The sequence below is a fragment of the Sphingobacteriales bacterium genome (assembly GCA_016719635.1).
Classification (GTDB): Bacteria; Bacteroidota; Bacteroidia; order Chitinophagales; family JADIYW01; genus JADJSS01.
The window spans coordinates 369322-393024 of the sequence record JADJYT010000004.1; the positions used below are offsets into that span (position 1 = coordinate 369322).

24 protein-coding genes are annotated in these 23703 nt (G+C 39.2%); 20 read left to right on the plus strand and 4 right to left on the minus strand.

The window, feature by feature from the left end; translation table 11 throughout:
• Nucleotides 1-37: 37 nt before the first annotated feature.
• Together IPM95_10510 and IPM95_10515 are read left to right on the plus strand one after the other, a co-directional pair.
• Nucleotides 38-727 (plus strand): hypothetical protein, encoded by a 690-nt coding sequence (locus IPM95_10510; protein MBK9329720.1) that lies wholly within the window; start codon nt 38-40, stop codon nt 725-727.
• Nucleotides 727-1815, plus strand: a complete 1089-nt coding sequence (locus IPM95_10515; GenBank protein ID MBK9329721.1) for a cytochrome-c peroxidase — start codon at nt 727-729, stop codon at nt 1813-1815. The genes IPM95_10510 and IPM95_10515 overlap by 1 nt, the downstream gene beginning before the upstream one ends.
• Before the next feature lie 30 nt (nt 1816-1845).
• Here the strand turns inward: IPM95_10515 and IPM95_10520 are convergent, their stop codons facing one another.
• Nucleotides 1846-3975 carry a tetratricopeptide repeat protein gene (locus tag IPM95_10520; protein ID MBK9329722.1) on the minus strand — a complete coding sequence of 710 codons (2130 nt, stop codon included), beginning with the start codon at nt 3973-3975 and terminating at the stop codon, nt 1846-1848.
• A 30-nt stretch (nt 3976-4005) separates the two neighbouring features.
• A complete protein-coding gene (locus tag IPM95_10525) occupies nt 4006-4527 on the minus strand; it encodes a DinB family protein (GenBank protein MBK9329723.1) in 522 nt (173 codons plus the stop codon).
• A gap of 107 nt (nt 4528-4634) precedes the next feature.
• Here IPM95_10525 and priA point away from each other — a divergent pair, with 107 nt between their 5' ends.
• The gene (gene priA, locus IPM95_10530; protein ID MBK9329724.1) at nt 4635-7100 is read left to right on the plus strand and encodes a primosomal protein N'; all 2466 of its coding nucleotides are present in this window, start codon (nt 4635-4637) and stop codon (nt 7098-7100) included.
• Nucleotides 7101-7116: 16 nt separating this feature from the next.
• On the opposite strand, the gene IPM95_10535 is transcribed toward priA, so the two are convergent.
• On the minus strand, nt 7117-8487 hold the full coding sequence (locus IPM95_10535; GenBank protein ID MBK9329725.1) for a sugar transferase: 1371 nt from the start codon (nt 8485-8487) through the stop codon (nt 7117-7119).
• 46 nt (nt 8488-8533) lie between these two features.
• On the minus strand, nt 8534-9157 hold the full coding sequence (locus IPM95_10540) for a hemolysin III family protein (protein MBK9329726.1): 624 nt from the start codon (nt 9155-9157) through the stop codon (nt 8534-8536).
• An 11-nt stretch (nt 9158-9168) separates the two neighbouring features.
• On the opposite strand from IPM95_10540, the gene IPM95_10545 reads away from it, so the two are divergent.
• From IPM95_10545 to IPM95_10625, 17 genes are all read left to right on the plus strand, one after another.
• Nucleotides 9169-10830, plus strand: a complete 1662-nt coding sequence (locus IPM95_10545; GenBank protein MBK9329727.1) for a sulfatase-like hydrolase/transferase — start codon at nt 9169-9171, stop codon at nt 10828-10830.
• 9 nt (nt 10831-10839) lie between these two features.
• Nucleotides 10840-11871 carry a formylglycine-generating enzyme family protein gene (locus IPM95_10550; GenBank protein ID MBK9329728.1) on the plus strand — a complete coding sequence of 344 codons (1032 nt, stop codon included), beginning with the start codon at nt 10840-10842 and terminating at the stop codon, nt 11869-11871.
• A 1-nt stretch (nt 11872) separates the two neighbouring features.
• Complete coding sequence (locus IPM95_10555) at nt 11873-12538, plus strand: outer membrane beta-barrel protein (GenBank protein MBK9329729.1); 666 nt, start codon at nt 11873-11875, stop codon at nt 12536-12538.
• Nucleotides 12539-12594: 56 nt separating this feature from the next.
• Nucleotides 12595-12987 carry a gamma-glutamylcyclotransferase gene (locus IPM95_10560; protein ID MBK9329730.1) on the plus strand — a complete coding sequence of 131 codons (393 nt, stop codon included), beginning with the start codon at nt 12595-12597 and terminating at the stop codon, nt 12985-12987.
• A gap of 1 nt (nt 12988) precedes the next feature.
• Complete coding sequence (locus tag IPM95_10565) at nt 12989-13237, plus strand: hypothetical protein (protein MBK9329731.1); 249 nt, start codon at nt 12989-12991, stop codon at nt 13235-13237.
• 31 nt (nt 13238-13268) lie between these two features.
• Nucleotides 13269-13757, plus strand: coding sequence for a DUF1569 domain-containing protein (locus IPM95_10570; protein ID MBK9329732.1), 489 nt, complete (start codon nt 13269-13271; stop codon nt 13755-13757).
• Nucleotides 13758-13827: 70 nt separating this feature from the next.
• Nucleotides 13828-15078, plus strand: coding sequence for a threonine ammonia-lyase (gene ilvA, locus IPM95_10575; protein MBK9329733.1), 1251 nt, complete (start codon nt 13828-13830; stop codon nt 15076-15078).
• A gap of 254 nt (nt 15079-15332) precedes the next feature.
• Nucleotides 15333-16442, plus strand: coding sequence for a hypothetical protein (locus IPM95_10580; protein ID MBK9329734.1), 1110 nt, complete (start codon nt 15333-15335; stop codon nt 16440-16442).
• A 108-nt stretch (nt 16443-16550) separates the two neighbouring features.
• Entirely contained in the window at nt 16551-17429 is an 879-nt protein-coding gene (locus IPM95_10585) for a hypothetical protein (protein ID MBK9329735.1), read from the plus strand.
• A 1-nt stretch (nt 17430) separates the two neighbouring features.
• On the plus strand, nt 17431-18450 hold the full coding sequence (locus IPM95_10590; protein ID MBK9329736.1) for a hypothetical protein: 1020 nt from the start codon (nt 17431-17433) through the stop codon (nt 18448-18450).
• The gene (locus IPM95_10595) at nt 18371-19531 is read left to right on the plus strand and encodes a hypothetical protein (protein ID MBK9329737.1); all 1161 of its coding nucleotides are present in this window, start codon (nt 18371-18373) and stop codon (nt 19529-19531) included. The genes IPM95_10590 and IPM95_10595 overlap by 80 nt, the downstream gene beginning before the upstream one ends.
• A gap of 27 nt (nt 19532-19558) precedes the next feature.
• Nucleotides 19559-20578 (plus strand): hypothetical protein, encoded by a 1020-nt coding sequence (locus IPM95_10600; GenBank protein ID MBK9329738.1) that lies wholly within the window; start codon nt 19559-19561, stop codon nt 20576-20578.
• Nucleotides 20579-20620: 42 nt separating this feature from the next.
• Nucleotides 20621-21196 carry a hypothetical protein gene (locus IPM95_10605; GenBank protein ID MBK9329739.1) on the plus strand — a complete coding sequence of 192 codons (576 nt, stop codon included), beginning with the start codon at nt 20621-20623 and terminating at the stop codon, nt 21194-21196.
• 67 nt (nt 21197-21263) lie between these two features.
• Nucleotides 21264-21773, plus strand: a complete 510-nt coding sequence (locus IPM95_10610) for a hypothetical protein (GenBank protein ID MBK9329740.1) — start codon at nt 21264-21266, stop codon at nt 21771-21773.
• Between the two features lie 27 nt (nt 21774-21800).
• Nucleotides 21801-22364: a hypothetical protein gene (locus IPM95_10615; protein ID MBK9329741.1), complete on the plus strand. Its 564-nt coding sequence runs from the start codon at nt 21801-21803 to the stop codon at nt 22362-22364.
• A 9-nt stretch (nt 22365-22373) separates the two neighbouring features.
• Nucleotides 22374-22958, plus strand: a complete 585-nt coding sequence (locus IPM95_10620; GenBank protein ID MBK9329742.1) for a hypothetical protein — start codon at nt 22374-22376, stop codon at nt 22956-22958.
• A 167-nt stretch (nt 22959-23125) separates the two neighbouring features.
• Nucleotides 23126-23548: a hypothetical protein gene (locus IPM95_10625; protein MBK9329743.1), complete on the plus strand. Its 423-nt coding sequence runs from the start codon at nt 23126-23128 to the stop codon at nt 23546-23548.
• Nucleotides 23549-23703: the final 155 nt, after the last annotated feature.

Here is a 23703-nt window from a genome sequence, read left to right on the forward strand (position 1 = left end):
TAAAACATAAGTTCGCTTTAATCATTAATTTTACCGGATGAGAAAAACCATACCTTATTTGTTTCTGCTGCTTATGATTGCTTCCTGTAAGAAACAAGATTCAGACGTACTGGTGGAATTTGTCGTCAAAACGACCAATAAGACTCCTTTCGGCAGACCTTATGTATTGAATACCCCTGATAGCAAAATACTTTTTTCAAATTTCAGGTTCAGGGACTCAACGGATAAACAAGTTCTTGTCCAAGATATTTTTCTTTACAAAAATGACAGCCATTCCTTTTCCTTTTCAGTCCCGGAGGGGACGTTTTCTATTTTTGAATTCTCATTTGGACTGGACAAGGATCAGAATGCATCCATTCCGGCCAGTTTTGAAGCAGCCCATCCCTTGAGTGTAGAATCGGGATTATATTGGGATATGCTGAAATACAGATTTTTGGTTGTGGAAGGCAATATTGATAATTCTCCAACCAAGAATCAAACCCCAACAAACCCTTTTTCCATGCATATAGGCACAGATACTCTATACCATACTATAAGTGTAACAGGTTTGCCAAAAGCCGGCAGTAAACTGACCGTTGAGCTGGATTTGGACAAGTTATTTGTATTGGATGCGGATCCTTTTCAAATCACCAATTTCAGTATTCACAGTGAATCTACTGAAATACCCAGGGCGATAGCAATCAAGAATAGTTTTATAAGTGGCATAAAAACAACCATTACTCCTTAATGAGTAAAAGGATAAGCATATTATCAGCAATTGCAGCATTTTTGTGCGCGGTTACCTTGTTTTCCTGTAAAAAAGAAGTGGTACTGATTCCGCCTGCCACAACGCCTTATATACCTCCTGTTATCAGAAATTTCAGAAGTTTACCGGAGAATCCTGATAATCCGATGACTCTGGAAGGCATAGCATTGGGTAAGAGATTGTTTTTTGATCCTATCTTATCGTTAGATTCTACTATCTCCTGTTCCAGTTGTCACAAGAAAGAGAATTCCTTTTCAGATCCATCAGTCAGGAGCTCCGGAGTGGGAGGCACACTTGGAAAAAGACACTCCATCGCTTTGATTAATCTGGCCTGGCAAAAAGACCGGTTCTTTTGGGACGGCAGGGCTGCTTCTTTGCAGGAACAGGCAAAAATGCCTATTGAAGACCCGCTCGAAATGCATTTGCCTATAACACAGGCAGTACAGCGGTTGCAACGTCAGCCTGGTTATATTGATTTATTCTGGAAAGCATTTGGAACTAAAACGGTAAGCGAAGGGTTGGTTACAAAGGCGTTGGAGCAATTTGAAAGATCCCTGATTTCTTATAACACACGATTTGACAGATATCTCCGGAGTGAAGGTACTCTTTCTGATGCTGAGTTGAGGGGATTGCAAATTTTTACCACGGAAAAAGGAGATTGCTTTCATTGTCACAGCACAGCTGCCCCGGAAGTTTTTATTTCTCCGGACAGGACATTTGCCAACAACGGTCTGGATTCCGTTTCTGCAGCAAATGATTTTGTGGATTTGGGGTTAGGCAAGTTTACCGGAAATCCTTCAGATAACGGCAGATTTAAGATACCTGCACTTCGGAATCTTGCCTTCAGCAACCCTTATATGCACGACGGAAGGTTTGCTACGTTGGATGAGGTTATTGATTTTTATAATGAAGGGCCCAAGGGCTCACCTACACTGGAGCCGATCATGCGGGAGAAGGCAAATAAGCGGGTTGAAACCACGGGATTCTGGGGGCTGAATCTGTCAACGCAGGATAAGGCGGATTTAAAAGCATTCTTATTAAGTTTTACCGATTCATCATTTGTGGAATAGAACTTTTCGGAATGTCTGATAATTTGGATGTTACGGCAAAGATTGCAATGTGTTCAGGTACTCCTGCGCTTTTTCCTTATTCCCCAGATTGGAATGGGTTGCCGCCATGTTTCTGATGGCGTCTTTATTGCCGGGATTCAGTTGAATTATCTTTTCAAAACAGCTTATAGCCTTTTCGTATTGTTTCAGCACAGCATAGCAATTTCCGGTATTGTTCATGGCATTAATATGATTACTATCCAGTTGAAGTGTCTTCGAATAATTTTTGATTGCAGAAGCAAAGTCGCCTCCTTTCGCATACCAGTTGCCGATATTGTACCATACATCGGGTTCTTTGCTGTCCAGTTGAGCAGATTTTGTTAATGCATTGAATGCCTCTTCCCGCTGATTGGTTTCCGTTAAACTCATACCCAGGCAATTTAACAAGACGGCATTGTTGGGTTCCATTTGCAGGGCGGTACGGCAGGTTTCCGTTGCTTTTGAATAATTGCCTGTGTAGTAATAGGCATTGACTCCCATGATATAGAATTTTATTTTGTCGGGTTCGTTTTTGTAAAATGGAATACCATTCTCAAAGGCATGAATAACCTGCGGATAGTCTTTCAGTTGGGATTGACAATAAGCCAGCAGGTTCCATGCCTTGAAATTATCCGGAATAATGGCAAGGCTTTGAGTTAAATAACTGACGGCTTCCCGGCAATTCAATAACTTATCCGGATTGTTTTCCGGAAGCGGGATGATTTTCTGTTTAGTGAATTCAAATGCATAGGCGGACAAAACCCTGTAGCTTTTCGGATTGTGTTCTTTATCGGCAGTAAATAATGTAAGGTTGTCTTTCCAGTCCGCATTTCTGCTTACGGTTTTTACAGAAAAGAGTAATAAGATAAAACCCATCAAAACAACCATCCATTTGTACTCCCGGAAGATATTGGCAAAGCTCGCCTCTTTACCGACTGAAAACAGGAATGCTTTTTCCATTAAGAATACAACGGCAAGGCATAATCCCAGTGAAGGCAGAAATAAAAATCGTTCTGCGAGAGTGGCTTCTATTAAAAGAAAAATATTGGAAACGATGGAAAGCGTAATGCCAAAAAACAGGATCCCGAATACAATCACACCCTTCTTCCTGAAGTTTTTAAGAATATAAAACAATAAAAAGAACAGGACCCCCATAGTCATCATGAATCTGTAATCACTGAAGGTGATGGTCGGGAAAGTGTTCAGGGAGTAATCAAAACTCAGCGGATGCGGGAAGATAAATAGCAACAGGTAATACCCCACCAGCATAACTGCCGTAGCGATTCTGTCAGCCGGGTTTTCAGCCGCAACCAGAGAATTATTCAGTACATCAATTTTATTGAAATTCACTAAACTGCCTAAGGCTATTTTACGGAGGATGAAATAGATTGCAACACCAACCAGTAATGCAATCATCACTATCAGTAGTTTTTTGTAATCCATAGCATTGAAAAAATACATGGATAACGGAACAACGGCAAAGAGTGTGATGGCGCTTTCCTTGGATAATACGGCCAACAGGAAACAGATACTTCCCAACGCCAGATCTTTTATCTGTGTAGTGACGGCGTATTTATGGAAAGATTGAAATGCGAGTATGGCGAACAGCAACCCCAGGATTTCATCACGGCTTTTGATATTGGCGACTACTTCTGTATGTAGGGGATGTACTGCAAAAAGTATGGTTGCCGACAAAATAACCAAAGAATGTCTTTGCGGCATCCATTGTTGCAATAACAGATACAGAAGATATATGCTAAGCGCATAAAAAAGTATATTGATAAGGTGCCCTACTATTGGTTGGTTGGGGGCAACCTGCCATTCAATAGCAAAAAAGATTAGGGATAGAGGACGATAAAGGCTTTCCTGGCGGTCCCAGGCGCCTTTTCGATAGGCAGAGGTCATGATCTCCGGTATGGCTTTTATACCTTTCGTTACAATCGTATTTTTTGCCATTACCGTGTCGTCATCCAGCACATACCCGTGATTCACCGTATTGATGTATAGCAGGAAGGCAAATGCGGCAGCTATCCACGGAAACCATTTTGTATAATCAAATGCAGGTCCGACGGACACCTTCGTTACCGGTTCAGTGGTTTTGCTCTGAATAGCCGGTTTTTTAGCTGCAGCTGATTTCTTCATGTTATAAAGCTACAACAAAGATAGGATATTCTAATGTATTGACTGAATGGTATTCAGGTGGTGCTGAATATGGTAAACGGTAAAAAATAATAATTCCCGCACGGTAATCTTTCCGATAATCGGATGCGGAATCAGGTAGGTGTCCAATTCTTCTTCTGTCCAGGAATCCAGGGATTGCAATAATTCTTTTGCAGAATTCTCCCAAAGCTTTTCCACCAGAAATCGAATAGGTACCATGCTTATTTTTGGCTGAAATGGAAAAGTCGCTTTTGCACCTCCGCTCAGGCTTCGCTGATATCTCCATACCACCTCATCGTAGTTTTGGCAGGTGCGGTTGTTGGTATCATATAATTGCTTCAAAACCACTTTCGGTATATTAAGGCTAAGATTGGTGATGAAATTGGATAGGGTCAGGTGGTCTGTATTCTGTGCAATGCTCCATTTTCCGTTTATAGTTTTCTTAAAGGTGGCATCATCTACCGTCTTCAGGTATCCATTTAATTCATCAAAAATGGATATCAGCGCTTCTTTGATATCTTCTTTTGAGTTCATTTTTGTTATCATTGCAGTGTAATTGTATTAAAGTTACACACTAACAGACAAAATCTGGGGTGAATCAGGTTATGCAATTCTTAAATCAATAATCAGGCAAAAAGTCATTGGAAACATTGCATACATATAAACAATTTGTACAGGTCATTCTGCCGCTGGCATTACCCAGATTATATACGTATGCTGTGCCTGATTTTTTAACCGGTCAGTTAAAACCCGGCTGCAGGGTGGAAGTGCAGTTCGGCAGACAGAAACTATATGCGGCACTGGTCCATTCGGTCAGCAATCAGCCTCCGTTGGAATATGTCGCCAAGCCGGTCTTGTCTGTCATGGATGAGCAGCCAATCGTCACTTCCGGGCAATTGAAATTCTGGGAATGGCTCGCATCATACTACATGTGCACACTCGGGGAAGTGATGCAGGCGGCGTTACCGGCTTATTTTAAGCTGGACTCGGAGACATATTTCGTTAAAAACCCTTCTGAAGAGATGGATATTCTGAATCTTCCGGATGACGAATACATGATTGCCGAGGCATTGAACCATCAGGATGCCATTACTGTCAAAGACATTATACAGATTCTGCAAAAACAAACCGTCAGCAAACCGATTAAGAGTCTGCTGCAAAAGAAAATAATGTATGTCAGGGAAACGCTGAATGAAAAATACACACCCAAAACGGATACCTTCATCGCATTGGGAGATAAATATAACGCCAAAGGAATGCCTTCGAAAGAAGCATTCGATTTGGTCGTAAAATACCCGAAACAGGAGGCCGTTCTGCTATCGTTCATGGAATTTTCCAAAAAAAATCAGTCGGTGAAGCGGTCAGAATTGCTAAAAAAAGCAGGTGTTTCTTCTGAGGTGCTGAAGTCTTTAGTCAATAAGGAAATTTTTACTCTGCAGGAATGCGTGATAGACAGAATAGGTAAATCAGGGCCGGATGAATTGACTGCATTTGCATTGTCTCCGGAACAGACAGCTGCCCTTCAGGAAATCAAAGAGCATTTCCAGACCAGGGAAGTGGTGTTGCTGCATGGCATTACTTCCAGCGGGAAAACATTAGTGTACATTGACCTGATAAAAGAACAATTACAGAAAGGAAAACAGGTATTGTACCTGCTGCCGGAGATTGCATTAACCGCTCAACTGATACAGCGAATAGAAAAAATCATCGGTTCGATAGCGGTGTATCATTCCAAATTCAACAATGCCGAACGGGTGGAAATATGGAATAAGGTGCTGAGCGGTGAAACAAAAGTGGTGCTGGGCGCCCGTTCTGCCGTCTTTCTCCCTTTTCAGGAAATCGGTTTGGTGATTGTCGATGAAGAACATGACACTTCCTATAAGCAATACGATCCGGCACCCCGCTACCAGAGCCGTGATGCCGCCATTTATTTGGCCAAACAATTTAACGGAAAAGTGGTATTAGGTACCGCTACGCCAAGCATAGAAAGTTATGCGAATGCAACAGCCGGAAAATACGGGTTGGTAAAGCTGAATAACCGCTACGGCGATATACAGTTGCCTGAAATAAATTTTATCAGTTTAACGGAAGCTAACAAGAAAAAACAGATAGTTTCCGGTATCACTTTTGTACTCCGCGATGAAATTCAACAGACATTGAACAATAAAGAACAGGTTATACTTTTCCAGAACAGGAGAGGATATGCGCCTTACCTTGCCTGCAGCAGCTGCAACTGGATTCCGATGTGTAAAAATTGTGATGTGAGTCTGACGTATCATAAGTTTACGAATGACCTGCGCTGTCATTATTGCGGTTATACGCAAAGCGTCGTAAATACCTGCAAAGCCTGTGGTTTGAACGATATGCAGCAGAAAGGATTGGGTACGGAGCGCATTGAAGAAGATTTGAAAACGATGTTTCCGCATGCCAATATCGGCCGGATGGATTATGACACGGTTCGCAGCAAAAAAGGACATGAAAAAATTATTGAAGCGTTTGAAGAGGGAGCCTATGATATTTTAGTGGGAACGCAAATGGTGACGAAGGGGCTGGATTTTGAGAATGTAAGTATGGTGGGTGTGCTGAATGCCGATGCTTTGTTGTTTTATCCGGATTTCCGGGCGATGGAACGCGCGTATCAGCTGCTGCTGCAGGTGAGCGGCCGTGCCGGCAGGAGAGGCAAACGCGGAAAGGTGTTCATACAGATTGGCAATATCCATCATGTGATGGCGGATTATATCTTGAATAAAAGCTATGAAGATTTTTATATGCAGCAGCTGCAGGAAAGGCAGCAGTATAATTACCCTCCGTATTCAAGACTGATTCAGCTGACGCTGAAACACAAAGAAATAAAAACTACCATAGAGGCGGCCACTAAAATTGCCGAATACCTCAATGCCAGATATCCCGGCTGGGTGGTAGGTCCGAATGCACCGATTATCCAGAAAGTTAACAACCTGTATCTGCGCGATATACTGATAAAAATTCCCAAAAACCATAAGGAACTGGCGATTGTCAAGAAAGATATACAACAGTCGATTCAGGCATTATACCAGTTTCAGAGTTTTAAGCAGTTGAGAGTGGTGGTGGATGTGGATTGTTATTGAAGATATTGCATTTTTTTTATTTCCCCTTTCCTTTCCATAAGATCAAAACGGTATAAATCAGGATTTTAAAATCCATCAATAGTGAAATGTTTTCTATATACAGCAGGTCATACCGCATGCGTTGCAGCATTTCTGTAATGCTGGAAGCATAGCCGAATTTTACCATTCCCAGCGAGGTGATGCCTGGTTTTACACGTTGCAGGAGCTGGTATTGAGGGGCTGTCTGAATAATCTGGTCAATGAAATATTTTCTTTCAGGTCTGGGGCCAACAAGGCTCATATCGCCTCTGAGTACGTTCCATAATTGTGGTAGTTCATCTATGCGGTATTTTCGGATGAACTTACCGAAAGGTGTGATGCGTTCGTCATTTTCGGAGGATAACTGTGGAATTCCGTTTTCTGCATTCAGCACCATTGAACGGAACTTGATGATGGAAAATAATTTGCCGTTCAGCCCCACTCTTTCCTGACGGAAGAAAATAGGACCGGCGGATGACTTTTTGACTTTCCATCCGATTGCCATAAGCAGCGGTGATAAAAATAGTAATCCAAAAAGAGAGGCAAATAGGTCAATACCACGTTTGGCGACTCGCTGCCAGGGTTGTATCAACGCTGTCGGGATTTCTATCAACGGCGAACCAAAGATGCTTTGCGTCTTAAATTTTCCCGATAAGATATCTAATTCATCCGGCAATATCTGCACCGTTTTTTCCTGATTCAGGAATGAGATGATGGTACTTTCCATCAATTGCGTCGAAACACTTCCGAGTGCGAGAATGACATCTTCGTAATATATGTTAACCGGATGTATACGGAAAGTCCCATTATCCAGTTCCTGTTTCTGAACAATCCGATAGGGAAGTTTGACCTTAGAGGAATTGATATCCTGTTCTATCTTTTCACAATTTTCCTTGGTGCCAATTAAGAGTGTCGGTATAAAAACTGTTCCATTAGCTATCTGGTGTTTCAGTATCGTTAAGACGCTTAACCTGAATACCACAGTGCAAAAGAAATGCAATACGATAAATCCAAAGAACAGGTAATAGTAGTCTTTGTATCCCTGTATGAGGTCGTTGAGCATTAAACTGAAAAAGAGTATGATTCCGCCGACAAATGACTGTAAGGCTGTTTTATAGATTTCCTGCAGCCTCGACTTTTTCAGCATTTTCGTGTAGGTGTTGGAAAAAAAATAATAAATCACCCAGAAGACAGGGATGAAGAAAATACCGAATATGAACTTTTTGTCATGGATCAGTTCATCTAAACCTAATGCAATATGCTCAATGTATGTTTTACGAAAAATAAAAAAACAACACCAGCCGGCAAGTGCTGCGAAATAGTCTGACAACAGGTAAGCATATACGCCCTTATCGGCATTTTTGTGCATAAACAAAAGTACTAAATTGTAGACGTATTGAGAGACAGAAGAAAAATTAATTTAAAGAGTACCACACGCCGTAAAAATGGGTGATGCTGCCGCCGAGCACGAAACAATGCCATACGGCATGATGGTAGGTGAATTTTTTCCAGGCATAGAATATGACTCCCAGGGAGTAACACAGTCCGCCGGAAATCAGCAGCCACATCACATTTGCCGGCATTCCGTGTATCATCGGCTTGATGATGAAAACCGCCATCCATCCAAGTACAAGGTAGCTCAGGGTGGAGATGAAGTCATATTTGCCGGTAAAGAAAAATTTTAATAATACGCCCACTGCTATGATGCTCCATAGTATCATTAAAAACGTACCGGCTTTGGGATTGGTAAGATATTTGGCGATGTAAGGCGTATAACTCCCTCCAATCAGCATATAAATGCTGATGTGGTCCAGTACGCGGAGTTTCTTTTTGAGTTTTTCTTTCTGGATGGCATGATAAATGGTGGAAGATGCATATACCATAATCAGGCCGATGCTGAATACGATGCATGCCACCAAATAGATGGTTTTAACGTGAAAAGCTTTGTGCAGTAAAAAAGGAGTCGCAATCAGAAAGAATAAGATTCCTATTCCGTGTGTTATACTGTTAGCAATTTCCTTTTTTATTTCAACTTTCATTAAGTATATTTATGAAATTAAAGATACAGAATAATATGAGAAAACCGGCTGTGAAATCAAGGCGTCCTATTATCGTTTCTTTAATAGTAGGTATCTTTTTCGTGTCTTGTTACCCGTTGTCAACCGGAGCGATTAAATGGAGAATCAAATGGGATAAGAATTTACTGGCCGGAAAAAAGGAATTCTTGTCCGCAACCGTTTCCAATGTATCCAAATCACCCAACATCATTTTAATCGTGGCAGATGATTTGGGGCTGAATGACGTCAGTTGTTATGGCAATTCCACGGTTCAAACGCCCTTCATCGACGAATTGGCACAAGAAGGGGTGAAATGCACAAAAGGGTATGTATCTTCTCCGATTTGTGCACCATCGAGGTGTGGTATTCTCACCGGCCGCTATCAGCAGCGATGCGGATTTGAAACCCAGCAGATGGAGTTTTATCCTACCAACCTGATTGAGTATTTTACGGGCAAGTATTTCTCTGAGAAAGACAGCTCCTGGGTGGTTGTTACAAAGCCGCATTATCCCAGAGAATGGGAAATTGTCAAACAGGGTATCCCTCCTTCAGAAATAACACTTGCAGAGTTACTGAAAAAAAATAATTATGCTACCGGTATCATCGGCAAATGGCATTTAGGTAAAAATCCGGAAATCAATATTCCCGGTAAATGCGGCTTTGATTATCAGTATGGCTGTTATGGTGCCTTCACCTTGTATGCCGAAAAAGAATTTCAGGATAATATTGTGAATCACCGGAGAACAAATTTTGAGGCAAAATATCAGTGGCAGATGGCAAGGAAGGAAGACGCCATGATTTATGAAAACAACAAGAAGATAAAACATGAAGCACAATACCTTACGGATGCGATTCGTGACCGCTCCATTCAGTTTATAGAGAAGAATAAAGACAGACCATTCTTCTTATATATTCCTTTCACTGCGCCGCATGAGCCTTATCAGGCGCCGCTGGATTTATTTGCCAGAGAATATTATAATACAAAAGATAAAGGAAAAGCGGTTTATAATGCCATCATCCGTTCCATGGATAATGCAGTGGGTGCGATTCACCAAAAAATAAAAGATTTGAATCTGGATGAGAATACGATGATTATATTTTTGAGTGATAATGGGCCTGCCACTTACACACAGATTCCTACAAGTGAGCCATTGAAAGGCGGAAAACTGACACAATTTGAGGGAGGCATAAAAGTTCCGTTTATCTTTAAATGGAAAAGCCATTTGCCGGAAAATACAGCTTATAATGAATCGGTCATTTCGCTTGATATTTTTACAACCGTCGCAGCCATCTGCAATATCAATTTATCTATCGACAGAATTTATGATGGTACCAATCTGTTTCCGTATCTGTCCGGACAAAACGATGCTGCTCCGCACGATAAATTGTTTTGGAGGGCGGATCACATACATGCTGTCATAAAAGGCGATTATAAACTGATTTTCAGTTCAAGAGATAAATGGGTTGAATTGTATAATCTGAAAACTGACAAGGGAGAGAGAAACAATCTGCATCTATTGATGCCTGATAAAGTCACGGAATTGACCAAAGATATCGAGGACTGGGAGTTGACGCTTCCCAAAAAACCCTTATGGCCGCGGCTGATGGACCATCGTTTTATAATAGAAGGGGTAGAATATTTATTTCCAACCTAACCTGTTTCTATGCTGTATTCCGTGTTTTACATCTTATTAAGGCATCATCCGACTCGATTCTTGTGTTGTCTCGTATCCATCCTTTTTATTTCCTGTGAGCCTAACAAGCCTTCCGGATGGATTAGAAAGGACGGCATGGTACTGATTCCCGGAGGAGAATTTGAGATGGGCGGAAACAATGAGCAGTCAAGGGTTGATGAATTTCCTGTACATAAAATGAAGGTACCTGATTTTTGGATGGACGAGACAGAGGTGACGAATGCACAGTTTAAAAAATTTACAGACGCTGCCGGCTATGTTACCACCGCAGAAAAAGATTTTGAATATCAGGATGAGCAGGGTAAGCCGGTTTTTCAGAAAGCAGGCTCTCTTGTTTTTAATCCTCTAAAACCCGGTGAAGAAGCAAACCCGAATACCTGGTGGAAATTTGTGGAAGGTGCTGACTGGAAACATCCTGAAGGGCCGGAGTCTTCCATCGAAGGCAAAGAAAATTTCCCGGTGGTACATATTTCCTGGTATGATGCATTGGAATATTGCAGGTGGTCCGGAAAACGGTTGCCAACGGAAGCGGAATGGGAATATGCAGCAAGAGGTGGTATGGAAGACAAAATTTATACATGGGGGAACGAGTCTGTTAATAGAGGAAATCAAAAATGCAACAGCTGGAACGGCGATTTCCCGTATCTGAATACACGATTGGATAAATACGAACGGGCAGCTCCGGTGAAATCCTACGCTCCTAACAACTTCGGATTGTATGATATAGCCGGCAATGTTTGGGAGTGGTGTGAAGACTGGTATGTGAAAGATATTTATGTTTATTGTAAGAAAAATAATATCTTTAATATATCTGTTAATGACAGGCAAACAGAAATTATGAAAATCGAACGACCTATGGAAAAGGTCATCAGGGGCGGCTCATTTTTGTGCAATGACAGCTACTGTTCCGGATTCAGGGTGTCGGCACGAATGAAAACATCACCTGAAACCGGTTTGCAGCATACGGGTTTCAGATGTGTGCGTGATGTAAAAGTTAAGTGACATGAGAAAGAGTTTGATGATTGGATTTTTATTTTTGGTTCCATCGCTTTTATTCGGCGAAATGAAACCCCATGTGTTTAAGATGGGTGCCCGCCCTAAACTTCAGATTGGTTTTCAGTCCGGGATAAATATAGACCATTATGTTTATCAGTATAAAGCACAAAAAGATGTTGGATTGGGGTATCAGGGCGGGATTTTTTTCAGGGTATCCAGACAGAAAGTTTTTGCTCAGTTTGAACTGAATTATTTGTGGTCACAGGTTCATATCAACAGTGATGCATTGACAGGCACTATCGGTCAAAATATCCCAATTGGTCATCTGACCATGCGTTATCATACGTTTGGAATTCCTTTTATTTTTGGCGCCATCCCTGTCAAAAAACCTATTTTTAAGTGGAGGATATACAATGGAATCGAGGCTGATTTTATCATGAAGGCACATGCCGTATTATATCAGCAAAACAGTAAAGAAGTCTATAAGCTGAAACTGAATGAAAAGAGAGCAATACTCAGGCCGGAACAATTCAGTTACCAGCTGGGAACCGGAATGGATATTGCCATGTTTATCTTTGATTTTAAATATAATTTAGGATTCCGCAGTTTTTACAAGGAAGTTTTCCGGACGCAGACCCACATGTTCCAAATGACAGCCGGCGTCATATTTTAATTTTTTTTTACATCTTGTTATTGTAATTTATACATCGAGTTTCTATTTTTACCGTTATGTCTGAATATCTATTTGCCTATGGCACCCTGCGCCTGAACCAAAATCACCCTATGGCGGGGGCACTGGCTGAAAATGCGACCCTCATCGGCATGGCAATACTGCCCAAAGCCCGTTTATACAGAATTGACTGGTATCCGGCATTAATCGAAACCACGGATGCCGGTGATGAAGTCATAGGCGATGTATTTAAGCTGAACGATGCTGCGGTACTGAAGAAAATAGATGAATACGAAGGGATAGGAGTTGGAACGGTACCGTATGAATACAGAAGGGTAAAGGCAACCATCAATACGGAAAAGGAAGAGCTGGAAAGCTGGGTGTATTTTTACAACATCCCCCTTCCTGAAAACGCTGAACGGATAGAATCCGGTGATTTCTTAAATCCATGATATGCGAACGGCAAGCCTGATAGTAATGATGAAAATAGTTGGCATACTGTATGCACAGGATTCTTTATCCGTCAGGCCTAAACATTTAAATGCACAAAGTATTTTATTTGCGGATACCCAGAAGCAAAAGCAGGATTCAGCGATTTTCAAAACGCCAGCCTACAAACAGGGATTTTTCTGCAATTTCGAAGACCAGCTGAATCGCAAGAAAGTACCGATAGATTTTTCCCTGGGAAACAGCAAGTATTAATTCACCCACATCTTCAAAAATAAGATCCGTTATGCAGGACAGAGCCATTGTAGATATGAATATAGACCTGGAGGATTTTTTTCAGACCAAAACGGTTCAGGTTATCGAAGCAATTACCGGCGATGAACAGCCGTTATGGGGAATGATGAGTATCCATCACATGCTGGAGCATCTTGTTTTCCCCCTTGAGTTTGTCCTTTTCAACGAGAAGGTACAGCTGATTACTCCTGCAGAAAAACTTCCAAGGCAGCGGGAGTTTTTATACAGCGAATACGGCATGCCTGTCAGTTTTAAACCACCTTTTCTTCCAAAAGACGAAACTGTTCCCCTGAAAACCGCAACCTTACAGGAAGCAAAAGACCAACTGAAACGAACCATTTCGCAATTCCTCCATACCATTAACAAGCCTGATTTTACAACATTGCTGCATCCGTTATTCGGTCGGCTGGATAAACGGGAATGGCTGATTTTTCAGTACAAACACTTTATGCATCATTTTATGCAATTCGGATTGGTGTAGTTTAATGAAAAATTTACTGTATTATCTCAAACAAATACCTGTTATTCCCTAACTTCGTCGCATTATGGCAATGGAACTACCTACCGTACAAGGGATCTTAAAGGCAAAAAATGTGCTGAGCAATGTTGTGGAAACCACTCCGTTGAAGCTCAATGAGCATCTTTCAGAAGAATTCGGTTCAAAAATTTATCTCAAAAGAGAGGATTTGCAGGTCGTTCGTTCCTATAAAATAAGGGGTGCTTATAACCTCATGTCTCAGTTGTCTGCAGCACAAAAAAAACAAGGCGTCGTTTGTTCCAGTGCCGGCAATCATGCGCAGGGATTTGCCCTGTCCTGCAGCCTGCTGAAAATAAAAGGGATTGTCTTTATGCCGGTGACTACACCCAAACAAAAGGTATCTGCGGTGGAACGCCTGGGTAAAAAATATGTGGATATTGTTTTATCCGGAGATACCTACGACGATGCAAAGAATGCGGCCATCAAATTCACACAGAAGGAAAATAAGATTTTTGTTTCCCCATTCGACCATAAACTGATTATTGAAGGACAAGGTACGGTTGGTTTGGAAGTGCTGGAGCAGATGGGTAAGAAAAAGATTGATTATGTTTTTGTTCCCATTGGCGGCGGTGGTCTCGTTGCCGGAATCATTACCTGGTTCAAACAGTTTTCGCCTGCAACCAAGATAATCGGTGTGGAACCGGCAGGAGCGCCGGCGATGGAACAGTCCATCAAAAAAAACAAGGTCATCCTGCTCGATAAAATAGACAGTTTTGTGGATGGCGCTGCCGTCAAACAGGTGGGACATATCACCCTGCCGATTTGCAAAAAAGGACTGGATGATATGGTTCTGGTACCGGAAGGCAGAATCTGCACCCGCATTCTGCAGCTCTATAACCAGGATGCGATAGTGGCGGAGCCGGCTGGTGCCTTGTCGATTGCCGCACTGGATTTTTATAAAGAGCAGATCCGGGGAAAAACGGTGGTCTGCATCCTGAGCGGTGGTAATAACGATATCGAACGTATGCCGGATATCAAGGAGCGCTCCCTGATTTATGAAGGATTAAAACATTATTTCATTATAAAATTCCCGCAGCGCAGCGGTGCATTGAAGCAGTTTGTCAATAAGGTGCTGGGTGAAAATGATGACATCACGCTGTTTGAATATACCAAGAAAAACAGCAAGGAAAGCGGACCGGCTTTAGTCGGTATCGAGCAGAAAAACAGGAGCGATTACGATGCACTCCTGCAGCGTATGAAGAAATATAAGGTGGATTATATTCCGATTCAGGAAAACCCTATGCTGTTTAATTTCCTGATATAACCAGACATTATTGGAAATTAACACCATTGCGAATGTATTTACGGGTAACAATCAGGTGTATGAATCTAACCGTTGGTTTTCCTGTACACAAAATGTCTGATTTGTATCATACGAACCATTTGCAATAGCTCAAAATTCCCTCTTTCATATAAAACAGCGTGTTAATTCCCGAATACTCGATGAAATATGCCAAATACTCAATTATAATCATTTCTGATGAATTTATTGTAGATTTAATTAACAAATATACAACGATGAGAATCATCACTAAACATGTAACCATTATCTGTATCTGTATGCTTGCTGCCTGTAATAAAGAAATTACCGGCATTAATACAACTTTCAAAAATCTGCGTGTAGAAGTTGGCAACAGAGTATCCTTTGTACTTAAAGAAGATGGTTCGCTTTGGGCAAGCGGGAAAAGAAATGGAGGAGAACTTGGTATCGGCACCGGACCAAACAGCGCTACGTTCATGAAAATTGCTGATAGTGTTGCTCAGGTATCGGCAGGCAGCTCTCAAACGTTCATTTTAAAGGCAGATAAAACGCTTTGGGTTACAGGAAGTAATTATGTTGGTGAACTAGGAATTGACGATACAATTCACGCTAATTTATTTTATTTCACGTTTGCAGAAGATAGTGTGGAAAGTATCAGTTGTAATGGTCAATCGTCTTTTATAATAAAAACTGATTATACACTTTGGGCTGCTGGCAATAATGACAACGGACAATTAGGTTTAGGCAGAATTGGCTCAACTCCTGTTTTTAAAAAAGTAAAAGATAATATTGCGTTTGTTTCAGCTGGCAACGGACATTCGTTGGCTGTTGACCGTTCAGGATTCTTGTATGCGACAGGCGATAATGAATATTTTCAATTTGGCAACGGTACGGATAATAGTTCCAATACCTTCAGATATGTGTTAGACAGCGTTAAAATTGCCGCTGCAGGGAGCAGTCATAGCATGATCATACGAATGGATAATTCACTTTGGATTAGTGGCGTCAACCAGTTTGGTGCAGTTGGTAATGGTAATATCGGCGATATTATGGCATTTAATAAAATTGCGGACAACATACGATTTATAAGTACCGGCGATTACACTTCATTTTATGTTGACTTTGCGGGGAATCTTTATGGAACGGGTGCAAACCATCACGGACAATTGGGAGACAGCAGCACAGCGCATCCGGTCACTGCCTTCAAACTGATTCATACCGGCGTAACCAATGTTTCAACAGGTTTTTACAATTCCATGATTATGAAGAATGATACCGTTTATACTACCGGTAACAACGAATATGGTCAATTAGGTGATGGTACAAATTTTAATTCTTTATATTTCAGAGTTGTATTTGACCGGTAATTGAAAAGTATCTGCAGGATGCTTTACCAAACCTGGCAGATTCTCAGATAAATATAGAATTGGACTATTTTTTAGTACATTATATTTTAGGTTATAAATAAGAATAAAATGAGAAAATTCACTCAGGTATTTATCTTACTGATGGCAGCTGTATCAGCAAAGGCTCAGGAATTTAAGATACTTTCAACAATCAGTGTTGAAACAGACTACGAATACGGGGGCGTAAAAGGGTTTAATATTACTTATAAATACAATTTCCTTTCACTGGAAGAATTTGCACATAACGACACGTTGCTCCGTGGCTGTGAATTTAAATTAACGACACAGCTATTGGCGAATAATGAAAAGGTAAAACCTGCCCAGGGATATAAATCGGTTACAAACAGCAGTGGTGTTCTGGAATATACTATTAAATTAAAAGGAAGGGAAATTCAACCTTCATACTTTGATAAAAAGGTAACACAATTCATTCCTTATGCCGCCCTAAATCTTACTGAAGGCGAAAACACCGTTACAGTACAGGCAGAAATGAGCGGTAAAGATGCAGATGGACATTTGCATCAGCATAAAAAGGAGAAAAAAGACATTTCATTCAAAAAACCGCCCACCAAATTATTTACCTTGAATATAGATTATATAGAAGTAAATCCACATAACGCAAAGGGCCATGTCTGGGATTATGCCATGTTTAATTCGGATGCACCAGATGTTGGGGTAAATGTTTTAGTGGGCAATACAAGCGTGTTTAGGTCAAATGTAAATGATTCACACATGTTTGCTGCAGGACCCAATTCAAAGAATATCTCATTTATGATTTCAGCAAAAGATAAGATCAGCGTTCTGATCCAAGACATTGACGTACTGTTTCATGACCTTATCGCTAAATGGGAGATTGCCACTAGATATAAGAAAGACGGTCAGGTCTATACATACGATAACACAAACGCCAACATCAAGTCATGCAGCGTAAATTATAAAATTAATTAGTATGAGCAAGAAATCAATAATTTTCGGCATTTTATTTTTGATGATGATAAGTGCCTGCAAAAAAGAAAATCAACAAACGCCGGTTGTTTACGTTGCAGGTCATCAGTTAAATGGAGCTGATAACTGGATAGCTAAATATTGGAAAAATGGAAAATTAATAAATCTGTCTGATGGAACCAAAAGCGAGCTGACCAACACCATTGTAGTGCAAAATGGAAATGTATATGTTTCCGGAACTGCCTATTATGACGGATTTTCTGTAGCTAAGTATTGGAAAAATGGAACTGGTATAAATTTAACAGATGGAACAGCAAATGCCTTTACAACAGATATGAAAGTTGTTAATAATGATATATATATTTCAGGATCAGTAATAGAAGATGGAATTTACAAAGCTGTATATTGGAAAAATGGAATAATTAACTATCTCACAAATGGTCCTAACTATGCTGGAGCAAGTTCTATTTTTATTCTAAACAACAATGTATTTGTTGGCGGCTATAAAAGAGCTGCAAACGGAAATTTAGTAGCAATGTATTGGAAAAACAGTGCCCCATTTGTAATTTCAACATCTGCAAATTATTCAAGGGTAGATGACATAGCTGCAAAAGGCGACTCGGTTATTTCATTTGGTTCAATAGATGACAAACCAACCTTTTGGTTAGCTAATACTGCATTTGAAATTGTTACAGACCTGCTCACCCCTAAAAAAGTAGTCTTTAACGGCGATGATATGTATATACTATTCTCAGGATTTGATACAGAAATTGATAATAGGGCAAACGCATACTTAAAAAACGGTGTAATAAATATAATCGATGAACCATCCAGGCAGGGAATAACACTAAATGATATTTTTATATCTGGAAGTGATGTCTATTTAGCTGGAAATGATACAAATAACGACGGCGCAAGTCCTATGATTGCACATTACTGGAAAAATGGCAAAAGCTATAACCTTACTTCTGAAAATACGGCTGAAAGAAGAGCAGAAGCAACATCTGTTTTTGTTGTTGAATAATTTATCTGAAAAATTAAAATCCAAGTTAAATTTATACAATCAGCTGCAAAATAAAACATACAATATGAAAAAGAAAGTAATTATAATTGGCATTTTATTTTTGATGATGATAAGTGCCTGCAAAAAAGATAAACAGCCAACTACAGATGTATATCTGGTTGGTCAGCAAAGTATATCTGGTGATGAAAATATAGCCATTTTGGTGAAAAATGGGAAAATAACTGCGTTGGGAACACCCGCTTATATTTCTGCTGCAACCAGCATAGTTGTGAAAAATAACGATGTATTTATTGGCGGAAGTACACGTAGGGTACTAGGTGAAAAGAGTATTGCAAAATATTGGAAAAATGGAACGGAAACTACATTAACAAGCGGAACATACAATGCATCTGTTCGTTCTATTGATGTGGATGAGAATAATAATATTTACTGTGCAGGTTACGAATTTAACAGCAATAATAAATCGGTTGCAAAATACTGGAAAAATGGAATAGCAGTTAATCTCACCAATGGCACTTATGATGCACAAATAAATAGCATTAAAATTTATAATAATGATATCTACTGCGCAGGGTATGAAAAAAATCCGGATAGTGAAATTGTAGTAAAGTATTGGAAAAATGGAATTCCTGTTGATTTAACAACAGGACAAATTAATGCTAATGCGATGTCAATATTTTTATATGCTAATGATGTGTATGTAGCCGGATACGCACTATACGGCGGAAAAACCGCTGCCGCACTCTGGAAAAATGGAATCGTTACATTTTTATCAAGCGGAGTTAATACTGAATTAGCAGCAGATGTGTTTGCAAAAGATAATGATGTTTATGTAAGCGGAACTGCAATAACAGGAGGAGGAGACACTGAAAATAAAATTTGGAAAAATAATACAGCAACAGTATTATCTAATGACCTAAACAATAGCGATCCTTCTGTTTTCGTTTCAAAAAATAACGATGTATATGTAACCGGCTATTCCGGAACACCGGCAAAGTACTGGAAAAATAATGTTATTTCAGATGCAACAGAAGTAACAGCAAATCGGACAACAATCAGAGATATTTTTGTTGTAGAATAATATAATTTCACAAAAAAAACAAAATTTATGAAAAAATACACACTCATCGCCTTTTTAATTTTTATTCTTTCAGTAAGTGCCTGCAAAAAAGATAGAATCAATGAATTTATTGATATTTATACTACAGGTTATATTTCTCTTCCTGATACGATTATTGATGGAATTGCCGTACCAGAACGGCAAGTGGCTACCGTATGGAAAAATGACTCTCTAATAATACTTTCTGATACATCTTCAGAAGCCAACGCCATTTTCCTTCAGGATGATAATATGTACGTAGCAGGACACTTTTTTCCTGAAGGTGCAACGTATTGGATAAATGGTATACGCCAAAACTTACCAACTTACAGAGGATATGCTGCCATCACAACTGATATTGCAGCAATGTCAAATCTTGTATATGTAAGCGGTTATGTTGCACGGGTATCAGATTCGATCTACACTGCCAAACTTTGGCGCAATGGTACGGAAGAAGTATTGGCAAACAGCACAGATGCTGTTGCAAATGCTGTTGCAATCAATGCACTGGGTGATATATATGTTGTTGGATGGAAAAAAATCGGAAACACTATTAATGCTGTTTATTGGAAAAACGGACAACAATTTATTTTAGGTCCTGGCGTAGCGAATGATATTTTTATTGTCAATAACACAGTATATATTGGCGGACATACTTACAACAATTTTGGCGGACAAAGAGCGGCATACTGGAAAAATAATTTAATATCAATCTTAGAAAATGATTTAAATTCAGATGTAGTTGCAATCTCATTTTCTGATAATGTTGTTTTTGCTGCTGGCAGAACAAATAACGATGCTTGTTATTGGCGTGATGGCTCAAGGTTTCAGGTACAAACGAGCGATACATATAATAATTCTATCAACGGAATGGCCACATACGGCAATAGTGCATTCTCTGCAGGTAGTATACTTATCAATGCTGAACAAAAGGCATACTACTGGGAAAACAGATCAAAATACATCCTGCCTGCCGGTACTTATGATTTTTGGTCTGAAGCGAATGATATAGCCATAAAAGAAAAATAATTATCTATCCAAAATAAATTATTAACTTATAATATCACTATCATGAACTTTAAAAATCAAATTAATTTATTATATAGTATTGCAATTGCAGCAATCGTTTTATTAAGTTTTTCCTGTAAAAATAAAGATACAGACAGCACTTTCTACGAGCTTTCTATTACAGATCCTAACGGAACTACTTTACCATTTACGGTCAACGATGAAGGATTGTTGGCTGGCTATATTGACAACATTCAATATGGTTTAACTTTTTCGGATGGACCAAATTCAAGTGTCATCGCTAAACTCTATCGTTTAGATTATGCAGTAAATGAATCAGCTAAAGTTATGCAATTAACAAAAGTTACAGCAGCCGTTGATACGATTCCTGAAAGTGCCTCTAAGAAAATGAATGGCGGAAATAACCGTATCTTTGATATTAATGTAACCAATATTGCAGCCAAGAAAAATGACAATGGTTGGAATGAATGTGCTCAAACTGGTGTTTGTTGCAGTATAGACCAAGAGAATAAGATAGTTTGCTGCGGTTCTTGTGATCCAATACCTGATAACTGTAAAGGTTGTGGATTAAAAAAATCCATTCGGAACGGATCTTATTATGGCTACACCGGAAGATGAACCAACTTTAAAAGATCTTTTCAGAAATTACAATACCCTTACGGTGAAATTAAAATAACACGCAACAATGTCCAACACCCTGCAAATAGCACAGCAACTAATTAAACAGCCAATTGCCCTTTACTACACGAATGAGATGAGTAGTGGAAGAAAGCTGGCGGGTTTGATTTTGCTTTCATTTTTTTTATTGCTCGGTATCGGCATTTTTAAGGGTGGCCTGGAAGCCGAAGAAAATGGGGTGTATTATATGGTTTTTGGTGTTGTATTAGGTGCGTTTCCGTTTTTCCTGCTCTTTTTAATGATAAATAATAAAAAAAAATCAATAGCTTTAATAGACAAAGAAGGTGTTACACTAAAAAACAATAAAAAATATAATTGGGAAAACTTACGCAGCATCACCTATCATACTTCATTATATGAAAAGATGGAAAGTGAAAGGTATATCTCTATTGAGTTCATTTTTGCAGATAACAGCGCTTTTGTCTTTTATGATACAGATCAGTTTTCAAACATAGTATATATAGCAGAGAGATTACAGGTACCCATAAAAGAGACAGCAGTTGCACGATTTAAATAATATTATTCATCACAATAAAACAAATTTATGAAATCAGTTAAAATTTCAGTTATTCTTTTTTTACTGGCAGGAAGTATGGCCTGCAGTAAAGTGACCGTAACAAACAATCCGGACATAGACGACAGAACCGTCAGCATATCATTAGACAGCAGCGGTAATGCTAATAACGAACTAATAGATTTAGACGATGACGGCACCGATGATTTTAATATTTTCAGCGTGTTACCTAGTTTAAATAAAAACAACTCAGATGTAGGTATCAATGGATTAACTTTTTATGAATTTTCTACAGAAGCACAATCACCGGTAAGTAATAATATTAAATCATTTGCTGAAGGTGCATCTGTCAATTCAGCTTCCGGTACATGGAGCACCTTAGCTTCATTCTATTTTAACCTTAATGGCATCGCCGGTTATCCGGTTGGCATCAACGAGCAAGGCGATAAATTTATCGGATTCAGAGTAAATGACGGGGGTGATTTCTATTACGGATGGATGAAAGTAAATGTAACAGGCGGACACAAATTAACTATAAAAGAATATGCTGTACAAAAAATAGCAGATACCGCTATTTTAGCGGGAGAAAAATAAATACAAAAAATGTTTATAAAAAAAATACAATTATACGCAATACTCTTGTTGTTGTTTTCCACTGCAGGCTGCAAAAATGAAGCAATAAACAATCCTGATATTGAGGATGCTGTTTTGGATGTTTTTTTGGAAAATACAGAACCTCTCTTGACAAAATTCAAAGAGGTTAATATTATCGGTGAAGGAGATGTGGATTTTAGTATTGGTATTGATAATCAGGAAGATGCAGGATTGTATTATATAGATTTGTATGCATATGATTCAAAATATGAATTTTTGGGTTATTATGATTCTGGTGATGAGGTTATCAAAAACATGGAAAAGGATACTGACATACAACCATCAGATACAATCTGGGGACCTTTCTCCCCTTTGCATTACCTTATTCTCAATAGTGATGATGGTTCTGTCGTGCGGGAATTCGGATTCACAGACATCGGAGATCAGTACATCGCATTTCGCAAAAAAAATAGTGCAGGTGGATATTTTTATGGCTGGATGCTGGTAAATATTGAACGAAGTAAAAAAGTAACCATCAAAGAATATGCATTGCATAAAATTGCCGATACACCCATAAAAGCCGGAGAAAAATAATACACTAAAATATACATTTATGAAAAAGATAAATTTATATGTAATGCTATTATTCTTATGTTCTATACAGCATGCATGAAAGAAGAAGTAAATAATCCTGATATTGAGGATGTAACTTTAGATTTTTCAATTGAAACCACAGATCCTATAGGTATGCCAAAAAAGATTTGTTTATAGATGGTGAAGCACTACAAGATTTTACTTTTGTAATCGTGCATCCTGACGATAATCCAAATCAACATCTCATTCAGGTTGATGTGTATGATAGTAAATATGAACTTCTGACGAACTGGGAACCAGGTATTGTATATACATCAATAAGAACAATACAAAAAGGAAGTAATATTCAACCTTCTTTATCAGAATGGAAAAGTGGTTCATTTGTTTTATATATTAGTTTAACTGTTGGTGTAACAGCAGGATTTACAGATATCGGAGATCAGTATATCGCATTTCGCAAAAAAAATAGTGCAGGTGGATATTTCTATGGATGGATGCTCGTAAACATTGAAAATGGTGAAAAAATAACTATTAAAGAATACGCATTACATAAAATTGCAGACACACCAATAAAAGCCGGAGAAAAATAATTTCATTTAAATAAAACAAAATTATGGGAATCATCATTCTAGTCGGAATTATAATACTAATTATAATCCTGTTATTTTACATTGGCGGCAAGTTCGCGATAATATTGCTATTGATAAAGCAAATAATGAAACAATAATTAATGTCAACGATGCTG